The sequence below is a fragment of the uncultured Porphyromonas sp. genome (assembly GCF_938023125.1).
Classification (GTDB): domain Bacteria; phylum Bacteroidota; class Bacteroidia; order Bacteroidales; family Porphyromonadaceae; genus Porphyromonas.
This window is the reverse complement of sequence record NZ_CALHDW010000018.1, coordinates 101,721-115,790: the sequence shown is the minus strand read 5'-3', so window position 1 is coordinate 115,790 and position 14,070 is coordinate 101,721. Positions and strand designations below refer to the sequence as shown.

Annotated in this window: 8 protein-coding genes; 5 read left to right on the top strand and 3 right to left on the bottom strand. The window is 49.8% G+C overall.

Annotated elements, in window-relative coordinates; genetic code table 11:
* The first annotated feature begins 59 nt into the window (after positions 1-59).
* The 4 genes from rd to nifJ all read left to right on the top strand — a co-directional run bounded on the left by rd (position 60) and on the right by nifJ (position 5,917).
* Positions 60-224, top strand: coding sequence for a rubredoxin (gene rd / locus Q0090_RS06615; RefSeq protein WP_297948960.1), 165 nt, complete (start codon positions 60-62; stop codon positions 222-224).
* 195 nt (positions 225-419) lie between these two features.
* Positions 420-794 carry a thioesterase family protein gene (locus tag Q0090_RS06610; RefSeq protein WP_297948958.1) on the top strand — a complete coding sequence of 125 codons (375 nt, stop codon included), beginning with the start codon at positions 420-422 and terminating at the stop codon, positions 792-794.
* Between the two features lie 262 nt (positions 795-1,056).
* Positions 1,057-2,295, top strand: coding sequence for an AAA family ATPase (locus Q0090_RS06605; protein ID WP_297948956.1), 1,239 nt, complete (start codon positions 1,057-1,059; stop codon positions 2,293-2,295).
* A gap of 76 nt (positions 2,296-2,371) precedes the next feature.
* Positions 2,372-5,917, top strand: a complete 3,546-nt coding sequence (gene nifJ, locus Q0090_RS06600; protein ID WP_297948954.1) for a pyruvate:ferredoxin (flavodoxin) oxidoreductase — start codon at positions 2,372-2,374, stop codon at positions 5,915-5,917.
* A 209-nt stretch (positions 5,918-6,126) separates the two neighbouring features.
* On the opposite strand, the gene Q0090_RS06595 is transcribed toward nifJ, so the two are convergent.
* Positions 6,127-7,257, bottom strand: coding sequence for a hypothetical protein (locus tag Q0090_RS06595; protein WP_297948952.1), 1,131 nt, complete (start codon positions 7,255-7,257; stop codon positions 6,127-6,129).
* Between the two features lie 290 nt (positions 7,258-7,547).
* Here Q0090_RS06595 and Q0090_RS06590 point away from each other — a divergent pair, with 290 nt between their 5' ends.
* Positions 7,548-9,308 carry a DEAD/DEAH box helicase gene (locus Q0090_RS06590; RefSeq protein WP_297948950.1) on the top strand — a complete coding sequence of 587 codons (1,761 nt, stop codon included), beginning with the start codon at positions 7,548-7,550 and terminating at the stop codon, positions 9,306-9,308.
* A gap of 181 nt (positions 9,309-9,489) precedes the next feature.
* Here Q0090_RS06590 and Q0090_RS06585 read toward each other — a convergent pair whose 3' ends face one another.
* Together Q0090_RS06585 and Q0090_RS06580 are read right to left on the bottom strand one after the other, a co-directional pair.
* Positions 9,490-10,185 (bottom strand): hypothetical protein, encoded by a 696-nt coding sequence (locus Q0090_RS06585; protein WP_297948948.1) that lies wholly within the window; start codon positions 10,183-10,185, stop codon positions 9,490-9,492.
* Between the two features lie 14 nt (positions 10,186-10,199).
* Positions 10,200-13,760 (bottom strand): leucine-rich repeat protein, encoded by a 3,561-nt coding sequence (locus Q0090_RS06580; RefSeq protein ID WP_297948946.1) that lies wholly within the window; start codon positions 13,758-13,760, stop codon positions 10,200-10,202.
* Between the last annotated feature and the right edge of the window lie 310 nt (positions 13,761-14,070).

Below are 14,070 nucleotides of genomic sequence, written 5' to 3'. Positions count from 1 at the left end.
ATTATCTTTGCTCCCAGAAGATAACAACTGAAAGAAAATAATAGAAAGAGAAAAGAATTATGAAGAAGTACATCTGTGAACTTTGCGGGTACATCTACGATCCCGAAGTAGGAGATCCTGATAGCGGCATCGCTCCCGGCACACCCTTTGAAGAAATCCCAGACGATTGGTCTTGCCCCCTCTGTGGTGCTGAAAAGTCTGACTTTGCCCCCTATAACGGTTAAGGCACCTATCCCCCGCATGTGAGTGGGGATGTTTATAAGAAATAAGAGTCCCCTGTCTTGAGAGTGTTGGTCTATCGGCCACTTCTCTTAGGGCAGGGGGCCTTTTTATTGTCCCTTCTTGTGAAGGGGCGGAGGGCACCTGCAGGATATTTGTACATTTGTATCCGGAATATAAACAACCGAAAATAGAAAGATATGCTACCCATCCACCAAACTTGTCAGCTGGAGGTAACCCTCCAAGATCACCACTCGGCCATCCATGTAGGCTCGGGAGATTTGCCCGTTTTTGGCACACCGGCCATGATCGCTCTTATGGAAAAGGCCTCAGTGCAACTCGTGGCACCTCATCTAGAAGAAGGGACCTCTACCGTGGGGATTCATCTTGATGTACACCACACTCGTGCCACGGCAATAGGTCAGACGGTGCGTGTGATGGCTACCCTTACCGAGGTGGACGGGCGTAAGCTCATCTTCGATATTAGAGCCGAGGATGCTCAAGGCGAAATAGGACATGGCACGCTCGAGCGTTTCATCGTCTATCGGGAGAAATTCATGGCAAAGCTGGCTTGATAGGAGCTTCTCCCCGAGTGGGATGGCGTAGACCTCCCCTTTTATACTAAGAAGCTAAGGTGTCTATCCCCTCAAAGGGTAGGCACCTCTTTTATTGATTTTGCCTAATTATGGTGGGGATTTTGTCCAATTTTTGAGAGACAATCATGCAGGTTTTTTACATATTCTGCCTAATGGGAGAGCCTCTAATTACCTGCTCCCATACCTAGGAGTAGATCTTTTAGTCTTAATTTGTGCGTTATTGTCATTTGCTTATTGCAATATGGAAAGTATTCCCTATCTTTGTTACCGAAAAATTGGTATCAATGTAATGGAAAGTCTTTTTAGGACACACGATCATTTGTTACGGGCACGCGAAAATACGGTACGACGTACGTTGATGGATGAAATCGACCCCAAAGAGCGTCTGGTTGGGATTGTCGGTGCTCGGGGAGTGGGTAAGACCACTTTCTTACTAGATTGGGCTAATGAAAAATATGGGTCTCTTAATCGTAAGGTTCTCTATGTCAATCTAAACCAATTCCTATTTACGACAAAAACTCTTGTAGAGTTTGCCGGAGAATTTGTGGCGGAAGGGGGTGAAACGCTACTGCTCGACCAGATCTTTAAGTATCCCTCTTGGCGAGAAGAACTGCTCGAGTGCTACGAAAAGTATCCCTCCCTCAAAATCATCTATTCAGGCTCTCCTCTGATCGTGGGATCGGGTGCCAATGGATGGGACTCGGTGGGTAAAACTTATGAGTTGCGCGGCTTCTCTTTGCGCGAGTTTATCTATTCTCAGACGGGTGTAGAGCTGCCCGTTGTTCGGTGGGACGATATTCTTCATCGCCATATCGAGATCTCTCGGGAGATCCAAGGGAAGCTCAATCCGCTACATTGGCTCAACGAGTACTTTCAGTACGGCTACTATCCCTACTTCATGGAGCAGCACAGCTCCTCCGAAGATGTTCTTAAAAATATCAACATGACGCTAGAGGTCGATGTTATGTACATTCGTAATATCGATCAGCGTCTCCTCCCCAAGCTCCGTAAGCTTATCTATCTTATGGCCATGGAGGGCCCCTCTTTGCTCAATGTCTCTCGCCTTGCCAAAGGCATTGACACCTCTAGGGCAACAGTGACCAATTACGTGAATTTCTTACGTGATGCCCACCTCGTCAACTTGGTACACAAGAGTGGATCGGCAGAGGTGAAGGCGCCTACTGTATTCTATTTGCAGAACACCAATCTCGTCTATGCCCTATTGCCTCATACACCCATGGGTACCCATGTGGGTAGCGATGTGTGCCGTACCTTCTTCCTAAACCAGATAAGCCAAGGAAGAAATGTGGAGGCCTCGATACGGGCGAATGTCAATTTCATTATTGATGGTACGCAGGAGTTCCGTGTGGATCGCGAGATAACCGCTCGCTATCATCCCAAGCGTTTCTATGCCGTACATGGCATTAACGTAGGAAGTCGCAACGTGATTCCCTTGTGGCTTTTTGGCTTCCTCTACTAAGTCTTTTTAGAAGACTTCCTTCAAACAAAAAACAAAACGAAAGAGAGAAAATTCTATTATCAAAGTAATACAAGCTATGGCAAAACAAAAGAAAATGATGACGTGCGACGGTAACCAAGCCGCAGCACACATCGCCTATATGTTTAGCGAAGTAGCCGCTATTTACCCCATCACTCCATCATCTACGATGGCTGAGTTTGTGGATGAATGGGCTGCTCAGAAGCGTAAAAACATATTCGGAGAAATTGTAAATGTGGAAGAAATGCAGAGCGAAGGTGGTGCCGTTGCAGCTATGCACGGGGCATTGCAAGCAGGTGCTTTGGCCACTACCTTTACAGCGTCTCAGGGGCTTTTGCTCATGCTCCCCAACATGTACAAGATTGCCGGGGAGTTGCTCCCGGGCGTTTTCCACGTGTCGGCTCGTGCTATCGCAGCGCAAGCTCTTTCTATCTTTGGAGACCACCAAGACGTGATGAGTGCACGTATGACCGGTTTTGCCCAACTCTGTACAGGCTCTGTTCAGGAGGTAATGGACCTTGCAGCTGTAGCTCATCTTACGGCCATTAAGAGTCGAGTACCCTTTATTCACTTCTTCGATGGTTTCCGTACTTCTCACGAAATTCAGAAGATTGAAAGCCTCGACAACGAAGATGTAGCACCTCTAGTGGATCGCGATGCTTTGCTCGCTTTCCGCAACCGTGCACTTACTCCCAATAAGCCCGTAACTCGTGGTACGGCCCAGAATGGGGATATTTACTTCCAAAATAGAGAGGCTGCCAATCCCTTCTACCTCGCTGTGCCCGATATGGTGCAAGAGTATATGGATAAGATGGCAGAGGTTACGGGTCGCAGCTACCATCTCTTCGATTACTATGGAGCCCCCGATGCAGACCGCGTAATTATCGCTATGGGTTCGGTAACGGAAGCGATCCGCGAAACCGTCGATTACCTCCAAGCTAAGGGCGAAAAGGTAGGTCTTCTTGCCGTTCACCTCTATCGTCCGTTTAGCATCAAGCACTTCTTGAAAGCGTTGCCCACTTCGGTAAAACGTATTGCCGTGCTCGATCGTACCAAAGAACCCGGTGCATTGGGCGATCCCCTCTACATGGATGTATGCAACGTATTCAATGGAAAGGAAAACGCTCCTCTCATCGTAGGCGGTCGTTACGGGCTATCTTCTAAGGATACAACTCCTGCTCAGATTGCCTCGGTTTTCGAGAATTTGAGCCTCCCCACTCCCAAGAACCATTTTACCATCGGGATTGTGGATGACGTTACCTTCTCGTCTCTTCCTCAACACGAAGACCTTATCTTTGCGGATGGAACATTCGAAGCAAAGTTCTTCGGTCTTGGTGCCGATGGTACCGTAGGTGCCAATAAAAACTCGGTGAAGATCATCGGGGATAATACCAATAAGTACTGCCAAGCTTACTTCGCTTACGACTCGAAAAAGTCCGGCGGCTTCACAGCTTCGCACCTCCGCTTCGGCGATAAGCCCATTCGTTCTACCTATTTGGTGGTAACTCCGGACTTCGTAGCTTGTCACGTACCGGCCTACCTCCATATGTACGACGTGCTCAAGGGGCTCAAGAAGAACGGAACATTCCTTCTCAACTCTATCTGGGCTCCCGAAGATATTGAGCAACATCTCCCCAACAAGGTAAAGCGTTATCTAGCGAAAAACAATATCCGCTTCTATACGATCAACGCTACGGCTATTGCTCAGGAGATTGGTTTGGGCAACCGCACCAATACGATTTTGCAATCGGCATTCTTTAAGATTGCCAACGTAATCCCCTACGATCTCGCTGTAGAGCAGATGAAGAAATTCATCGTGAAGAGCTACGCTAAGAAGGGCGACGACGTGGTAAACAAGAACTATGCAGCCGTAGACCGTGGTAGTGAGATCATCGAAATCCCTGTAAAGGCTGAGTGGGCAAATCTCGAAGATGACGCTCCCGTTCGCCACACAGACGATACGGACTTTATCCACGATGTAGTGCGCAAGGTCAATGCACAAGCCGGAGACGACCTTCCCGTAAGTGCCTTTATCGGTCGCGAAGATGGTACATGGGATAATGGTACGGCAGCCAGCGAAAAGCGTGGTGTGGCTACCTTCGTTCCCGTTTGGAAGATGGAAAATTGTATCCAATGTAACCAGTGTGCGTTTGTTTGTCCTCACGCTACGATCCGTCCTTTCCTCCTCGATGCTGCCGAAAAGAACACAACCGGTGTTGCAACGCTTGAGGCGATGGGTAAGGGTCTCAAGGAAGCCGGCTTAGGATTCCGCATACAAGTGGATGTGCTCGACTGCTTGGGCTGTGGCAATTGTGCCAACGTTTGTCCGGGTAACAAGGGCGGTAAGGCACTAGAGATGGTGCCCCTTACCACACAATACGACGAGCAGGACAACTGGGATAAGATGGTTAAGCAGGTAACCAATAAGTCTAAATTGGTAGATGTATTGGCCAATGTAAAGAATAGCCAGTTCGCTCAACCTCTCTTTGAGTTCTCCGGAGCTTGTTCGGGTTGTGGTGAGACTCCCTATGTTAAGCTCATCTCACAACTCTTCGGTACCCGTCAGATGGTAGCCAATGCTACGGGTTGTTCGTCAATCTATTCGGCTTCGGCTCCTTCTACTCCTTATACTACAGATGCTTGCGGTCACGGACCTGCATGGGCTAACTCTCTTTTCGAAGACAATGCCGAGTTTGGCTTGGGTATGCGCATTGCAGCCAATACGATGAGAGATCGCTTGTCGCACGTGGTAGAAAAGGCGTTGGCAGACGGTGCGGTTGCAGGTGAGCTGAAAACCCTCCTCGAAGAGTGGACTGCTAACTTCGAAAACTCTGCAGAAACACGTCGTCTCAGCGATGCCATCCTACCTTTGCTAGAGGCTGATAAGGCTCCTGCTTTGGCCGAAATGCGTGAACTTAAGGACTACTTCCTCAAGCATTCGCAATGGATCATCGGTGGGGACGGTTGGGCATATGACATCGGCTTCGGTGGCCTTGACCATGTACTCGCTTCGGGCAAGAACGTGAATGTACTCGTACTCGATACTGAGGTATATTCTAATACAGGTGGACAAAGCTCTAAGAGTACACCATTGGGTGCTATTGCCAAGTTTGCTGCCGGCGGTAAGCGTGTTCGTAAAAAAGACCTCGGGCTTATTGTCACTACATACGGCTACGTATATGTAGCTCAGATCGCCATGGGTGCTAACCAAGCTCAGACGCTTAAGGTAATCCGTGAGGCTGAGGCTTATGATGGCCCCTCGCTCGTTATTGCTTACGCTCCCTGTATCTCTCACGGACTCAAGGGTGGTATGGGTAATGCTCAGAACGAAGAAAAGCGTGCCGTTGAGTGCGGTTACTGGCACCTCTGGCACTACGATCCTACGTTGGCCGAAGAGGGCAAGAACCCCTTCTCATTCGATAGTAAGGAACCGGATTGGAGTAAGTTTAAGGACTTCCTCAAGAGCGAAGTGCGTTACTCTTCTCTCTATAAGCAGTTCCCCGACGAAGCAGAAGAGCTTGCTGAGGCATCTCTCGAAGCTGCCAAGTATCGCTACAATAGCTATCAACGTCTCGTTAAGACCGATTGGAGTGTAGAGGAGTAATCACTCTCTCCTACTTGCTTTTAGCATTTCGTCTCTTTGCCCTCAAGGCAAAACCCTTAGGGCAGGAGGCGACTAATCAAATAGAAAGAGAGGCTGTGTCACGCACCCGGTTTGGGTAGCATGGCGCAGCCCCTCTCGTTGTTTTTTGGGATAAGGGCTCCCTCACTCTTGGGGGGAGCCCTTGTGTTTTTATCGCTGTTTTGGGGGGCTTATGGCACGAGTAGCTTGTGCGTTCTCCCGCCAATAGATACGATGTAAACACCGGTTGCCAAAGGGGTGTTGTGGAGTTGGGCAGCTCCGTTGGCATCCGTTTTCCCATAGGCCATTAGTTCGCCTTCTGTCGAGTAGATGCGTACCGAGGTGTGGGGGGTGGCGTTGTTGATAGAGAGAGTCTTGCTGGATGGGGTTACGTAAAGCTCCGGCGCGGGTTGCCCCATGGCCTCTAGCGAAGATGGCACACCCGGATAGGGAATCCAATCTTCGCCATCGTGCTGGCTTACTTCCCAGTTCTTCTTTCGGGCAATGGCTACATCGTCTGTGGTGCATTGGTTTTGTTCGTTAATATCCCAGCCCGCATACGCTCCAAAAGTTCCGGGAGTGGCGAGTCCTGTTCTGTCGGGCAGTGCATTTACCACATGCGTCATCGCTTCGCCTCTCAGGTGGTTTACGGTAGCCGATAGCGAGGTGAGTTGATCCACTTTCCCCAGTTTGAGTTCTGAGATTTGGTTGAGAGAGCAAATGATGTTTTGCAGATTGGGACTGTCTGTTAGGTCTAGGGTTTGAAGTTGATTCTCGTAGCAAGTCAAGAATGTTAGGAGGGGGCAATTCTTTAGCGAGAGTGTTTTTATAAAGTTCATGGAGCAATCCAAGGAGTTTAGCTGGGTCTGGTTGGATAGGTCTAGAGCCTTGATCTCATTCTCAACGCAGTAGAGTTCTTCGATGTTATTGGTGTTCTTGAGAACAATTTCCGTCAGGTCGTTTTGTCGGCAGTCGAGCTTATACAAGTCGGTGCAGTCCTCCAGCGTGATGGATGTTGCCTTTATGGCAATAAAGCAGAGCTCTTCTATCTTTCCCTTAATCGTGATGGTGGGCTCCGTCAAGGTGTAGGTGGCCCAGCCTTCTCCGTAGGGTTTGGGGTTGGCTTCGGTGCCGGTAATGGTGAATTCATCAAGAGCAACTACTTTGAGGTTGACCTTATCTCCCTTGACCTTGTTGGTCTTAAGGGTGATCGTGCCCTGAGCAAAGCTCTCTACCGAGAGGCTCGAGAATCCTAAAAATAGTGCAGCAGAAAGGAGTGAAAACAGCAACCTCTGCCCTCCAAGAGAAAGACGGGTCTTCATAAGCATATATTACTAAGTTGATACTATATTTCCTTTGATGGTCGCTTTATGTGGGCTCTAAATTTTCTAAATTAATGCTCTGTCGCAAAGATAGAAAACTTTTTGATTATCCGCCGGCTTATAGGTGGAGATACTTTTTTCTCTTTCTTGTTTTTTTTGTGCATCATGGGCCAATCCCTTGTGGAGGCTCTCTTGTAGGGCCTCTTCTCTCCCCTAAGTGGCGGCGAATCAGTACCTAAACTCCTCTCTTATGATGCTTTAGAGGATATTTTAGCGTACCTTTGTAGGCGATGACATTTGACGAACTCAAACTTAGTGCACCCCTGCTGGACGCAGTTAGTGCCTTGGGATTTACAGAGGCAATGCCGGTGCAGGCTGCCGTGATCCCCTATCTATTAGAAGATAATATAGACCTTATAGCATTGGCGCAGACGGGTACGGGCAAAACAGCCGCTTACGGCTTGCCCCTCCTAGAGAAGCTCCAGCCCCAACGCAATGTCCCCCAAGCGTTAGTACTCTCTCCCACACGAGAGCTTTGTTTGCAGATTGCAAGCGACCTGGAGTCTTTTGCCAAATTCTTGCCGGAGGTACGTGTATTGGCCGTCTACGGAGGTAGCTCCATAGAGACGCAGATACGCTCTCTCAAGCGGGGTGTAGACATCGTGGTAGCCACCCCCGGGCGTCTGCTCGACTTGATGCGCCGCCGTGCCATCTCTCTCGAAGAGATCCATACGGTAGTGCTCGATGAGGCAGATGAAATGCTCAATATGGGCTTCAGCGAAGACCTTAAGACTATCCTTTCGGAGATCCCCGAAGAGCGCAATTTGCTCCTTTTCTCGGCTACGATGTCTCGAGAGATCGCGACCATTGCCCACAGCTATCTGCACGACCCCAAAGAGATAACCATTGGGCGTAAGAACGAAGCCAACAGCAATATCCGCCATATCTACTACCTTGTGCCGGCTCGCCAGCGCTATCTTGCCCTCAAGCGGATTGTCGATTTCTATCCCTCTATCTATGGGATTGTCTTCTGCCGCACACGTATGGAGACCAAGGAGATAGCCGAGCATCTGATTGCCGACGGCTATAATGCCGATGCGCTCCATGGGGATTTGAGCCAGGAGCAGCGCGATCGTGTGATGCAACGCTTCCGTAGCGGCCACTTGCAACTGCTTGTGGCTACCGATGTGGCTGCCCGTGGTTTGGATGTGGACAACCTAACGCACGTGATTCACTACGGTCTCCCCGATGACGTAGAGAACTATACACACCGCTCGGGGCGCACCGCTCGTGCCGGCAAAACCGGGCTTTCCATTGCCCTTTGCCACCTCAGAGAGAAGAGCCGCATTCGCAGCATCGAGAAGTTGATTAGTGCCAAAATGGAAGTCGGTACACTCCCCTCGGGGCGTGAGATTTGTAGCAAGCATCTTTTCCATCTTGCCGATCGCTTGGAGCATGTAGACTCTACCCCCCATGCCGAAGAGATTGCTGCCATTTTGCCCGAAGTGAGTCAAAAACTCTCGTGGATTGACCGAGACGAACTGCTCCGCCGCCTCATGACGCTCGAGTTTGAGCGCTTCTTCGCCTACTATAGCACCGCAGAAGAGATAGAGCCCGAGAGCCTAAAGCGGGAGACAAGAGACGAGAAACGTGAGAGACGAAATAGTGCACCTCGTGTGGTCGAGGAGGGGATGACGCGTCTCTTTATCAACTTTGGTAAGACGGATCGCCTCTTCCCAAATAAACTTATCGAGCTGATCAATCGTTGTGTGCCGGGGCGAGTACGCATTGGCAAGATTGACCTGATGCAAAAGTTTTCTTTCTTCGAAGTGGATAGCCACGATGCCCATCGTCTGATCGAAGAGCTCTCTCAATACGAAGTGGAGGGGCGGCGCATTATCGTTGATTATGCCGATGCAGCCGAAGGCTCCGACTCTAAGAGAGAGCCCGCTCGTGGGAGAAAAGACTCGGCCCCTCGGGAGAGGCACTTCCGCAAAGACAAGGCTCCTCGTAAGCCTCTGCCCAAACCCAAAGAGAAGAAGAGACGATAGGCTCTAGTTGCGCCTAGTATGCTATTTCTTAGGAGGTAGTATCCTCCCTCTCGGGAGAGCCTCTCTACCATAAGAAACCCACGGTAGCCGATTGAGACTATCGTGGGTTTTCTCTGTTGGGGAGGCCTCTCTATGGCACTACGTGGGGTAGTTGTAGGCGAGTCTCCCCGGGAGGTGCCCTTTACCAGACTTCGTATTCATCCGAGGAGAAGTGGATGCCGGGAAAGTCGGTCTTGCTATACGGGGTGAAGTGGAGTAGGCACCATATGTTCGTCTTTTCGTTTTTGAAGATGAGGTCGCCATCGGTGCGAGCCTCGCGATACTCATACCCCATCGTTTTGAGCCACGAGCGGATCTGAGGACTCCGCACGAGAGCTGCATTCTCACTCTTGAGCACGGCTTCGTTTATCTTCATGTCCCAACCTCTCATGTATCCGGTCATAAAGAACATCTTTTTTTTCGTGAAAAACGTCCAAAACCCGGGCACTGAGCGAGGGTCTTTTTCGTGCCCCAAGCTTTTTTCGTAGGCCTCCAGGCCTGCAACGTCTTCGGTGCCAAGGGAGGCAATCATAGGTAAGAAGTATTGAGAGACATCGACTAGGAGCGGGTCTTTTGTTTCGCCAAAAATCGCCTCACTGAGGTCTATTTTTTCCAACTTGCCGGCGGAGGCCATGCTGTTAAGTAGGGCGATGTCGCTCTCGTTGATCTCGCCCGTTACTTTGATGGAGGTCAAGCCCTTTGCTTCCTCTAGGGAGAGCCCTTTTTGGAGAGAGCCTGTAGTTGAGAGGTGGATCTCCTTATGGAGCGCATTTTGTGCGGATAAGCTACCCATGCTTAGGATAATAGCGCTGAGTAGTGTAGGATATATCTTTTTCATTTGTCTTGAGTAGGTTAGGGGATGAATACTTTGGAGACCTCTCCTTGAATGGCGAGCACGTAACACCCGCTCTGGGGGAGCGTGAGGCGAATTGCACTATTGCCGGGAAGCGTAGTGCGTGCGATGGAGTGCCCTTGGAGGTCGTAGAGTGCTACCTCTTGGCTCTCTGCTGTGAGAGAAGAGAGTATAAGGGTTGCTCCTTCGAAGGTGAGGTTGTAGGCTCTGCCGGCTGTAATTGTATTGTTTGCCACGGGGGGATTACCTACTACTACCTTTGTTTTTTTGAAATTCCCTATCTTTTCGACGTCGCTCTTGACGGCTTCTGTGGGTACATAGATCACGAGCCCTTCTCTGTCTTCAAAGGCTTTTTCGGAGAGTTTATCCACTTGAGCACCAATCACCACAGCTTGGAGCTTGGGGCAATTGCTGAAGGCTTTGTGACGGATCTCTTTTGTGTTCTTGGGAAGTTTGATCTCGATGAGGTTCTTCGATTCGGCAAATGCATTTTCGTAGATGCCCTCAAACTTTGTGTCGAACTTCGAGGGGTCTAACGGTTCTTCCACATGAATGCGCTTCATGGTGATGAATCCGCTACGGAGCCCCTGGCTCTTTGTGTTAATATCGGGGAACGAAGGGTTTGTCATGAGCACGAAGATTTCGACCTTTTCGCTGCCCTGGGGGAAGAGCGTGTCGTTGAAGGTAAATACTCCATTTTGCTCGGTGTAGGCGGTTTGGGGCACCTCTACTTTCTCTGTCATTGTCTTCTGGATATACCACTTGTAGGAGGTCTGCTCGGGTTGGTCGGTAACGCCTTGTACCCTATACTCGGCAGAGAGGTCGATGGTATAGTCCTTGATCAATTCGCTCGGTATATCGTACCAATATTGGTTATATACATAGGTGGTCATGTTTTTGCGAGGAGGCAGCATTGAGAAGGGCAAGGTGTTGTTGGCAATATCCAAATCGGTCAGTTCGGTTAGCTCTTTGAGGCCGACCACCTTTTCCAATCCATTGAGATTTAGATTTATCTTCCTGAGTTTAGGGCAGGGGGTAAGGTCTATTTCCTTGAGTTTGTTGCTCGGGGCGCTGAGCACTTCGAGGGCACTCATCCCCTTCAGATCGAGCTCTCTTATGTCGTTGGTAGATAGCTTAAGTTCCTGGATTTTTGCACCCTCTTCGGGTAGGGTAATGGTGTTGAGTTTACATCCTGCTAGGTCGATATGAGTGAGGTCATTGTTCTTGCTCAAGTCGACGGATAGGAGGTCGTTGCCGTTGGGGACTGCAAGCTTTTGTAGCGTAGGACAATGCGTTACATCAAGGTTGGTTAGGCCAAGCACGTTGAAGAGGGTAGAGCTAAGGGTAGTAATACTTTTGCCGTAGATCTTTACTTCGTGCTGGGGAGTCGTTGTCTCAAAAGTGTGTTTGAGATTTTTCTGCATTCCCGGGGTTACGGTGGCTCTCTCTAGGTGTGAGCCATCGCCCCAATCAATAGATAGCGTTTCGCTTTGAGCCCCGATTACATTAAAGCTGATGGTCTTATTCGCTGTAAAGAAAGAGATGGCTTCTTGGGTGAGGTCGGGGGTGTCTGTGCCTGTTCCCTCCATATCGGCAACCCAATTTTTACCCTTGAGAAGGCCCGTGTTAGAGGTTTCTGCACCAGGATTGTTCTTGATATAGATCTTCGCCTCATCGGCAGCCTCTCGTTGGGGCAGTGCTTTGTAGATGGCATTGAGTTCGTCTGCCGAGAGCTTGTTGTCGTTGATAAAGACCTCTTTGAGGTCGGGGGCGGAGGGGAAGGTGAGGTGCTCGAGCTCGCACTTGGGGAGCATGATCACTTGTACCCGGGTGAGGGCGCTGAGATCGAGCGATTGTATCTTGGTCATGCTGAGGTCTAGCTCTGTGATTAGGGGCACCTTAGAGAGGTCCCAAGTTGAGAGCTTAGTTTGTGCCGCCTTGAGTGTCGTGAGTTTGGGAGTGGCGGAGAGATCGAGATTTTGGATCTTTTCGGCAAATGAGATGTCGAGGTAGGTCAGCTCGGGATTGTGGGATAGGTTGAGGATCTCTAGGAGTGCATTGTCGTAGATATTGAGCTGGCGCAGTTTAGGCATCTGCGAGAGATCCAACGAGGTGATCTGGCTACCGGTAAGCCAGAGGTAGTCGAGATCCGGAGCGTTAAAGGTGATCTGCTCTATGTCATTGCCATCGAGGTCGTTGATGATCAGGTCGCGTAGTGCGGAGGGCATGGATAGGAGTTCTACCGTTTTCCCTCCATTGGTGCAGTCTACTTGCTTTTTGGCGCTGCTGTATGTGCCGGGAGCTTTTTTGACGATAGAGCCATTGCCCAGATTAAAGGTGAGAGGGAGAGTGGTCCGGATGCCCACTTTGAGACTCTTGCTTGTGCCGCTCTTTTGGTAGATGGTGGCAACTTTTACGCCGTTGTCGCCCAAGGCGAGCTCCTTTACTTGGAAGTTTTTCCATTCATCATGGGCACTATATATGGCACTTTTGCCGTTGGGGATGAGAAGTTCTACGCTACTACAATTAACGCCAGCGAAAGCGGTTGCATTAACCGTAGGTGCCGAGGGGTTGTCTATGCGGAGCGTGGTGAGGGCTGTGCAGTTTTCGAAGGCTTCGGCCCCAACCTCTTTGAGGCCGCTACCCAGCCATACCTCTTTGAGGGCGCCACACCCCGAAAACATCCCCTTGGGGAGCGTCGTAAAGTCGTAGGGCGTGTTGATGTTGACGAGTTTGGGGCAATTGGCAAAGATGTATTCGCCCAATGTTGCAATATTTGCTTTGATGAAAATCATCGAAAGCGAGCTACAGCCATCGAAGGCGTGGTTGCCGAGGTAGGCAACGGTATTGGTAAGGTAAGCGATTTCGAGGCTTTCGCATCCTTGGAATGCCTTGTCGCCGATGTGAGTTACTCCGCCGGGAAGCGTGAATTTGAGGGCTTTACATCCCCGGAAGGCATTGTCTCCCACTTCGGTAATCTTGCTATTCTGCAGGGTGGTGAGCGCAGTACATCCCTCAAAAAGCCCATGGGCAATTTTAGAAAGTTTGGTGTGAAGTTTCGCCTTGGAGAGGGCAACGCATTCGGCAAAGGCTCGCTCTCCCACTGTGGTTACGCTTTCGGGGAGTTGTATGTAGGTGAGGCCACTTGCTCTAAAGGCTCCATCGCCAATCTCCACGAGTCGGGTAGGTAGCAGGATACTTTGGAGCGATTCTTTTCCGGCAAAGAGTGCTTTGGGGAGGGCGTTGGCCTTCTCTACCTGTAGCGTTTGGCCGGGATAGTAACCGGAGGTGTAGCCATCGCCTCCGGGTTCGATCGTGACCTCTCGCATGTCTAAGCGGCTCATTTGAGGGAGGGTGCGCAATACGCTAAGATCGCTGCTGTTGAGTGCCCCTTTTAGGGTTAGGTCGTGAACCTCGTTTTTGTTTGTTGGCAATTTGCTTGCCAGCTCTCCGGCTTGAATCTCTAAGGAGAAGCTTCCCTCATTTTGAGCGCGTAGCGAACTTGTCGATAGCGAATAGAGGAATAGAGCCACGAAGAGTAAGTGAATCTGCTTTCTCATGAATCCTAATATCTATAAATAATAAAACCTTGTCTCTCCTGCTTTGTGACAGCGAAGCCTGCCGAAAACAACGAGCCAAATATACGAGTATTTTCTATACATAGTGTCAAGGAAAGTTGATTTTTTTTGAAGCTTTTGTTGGAATTTGTGTTTTTGTGTACCAAGATGGGCTCTCTTCTCTCTCTCTCTCTCTCTCTCTCTGCCAAATCTCATCTCGCCATCTCTGGTTTTGAGCCTTGGGGAGGGCATTTGGGGGGTGTTTTTACCCAATAGTAGGTAAGAGAGGGGCACGGAGTCTCTAATATTTGTA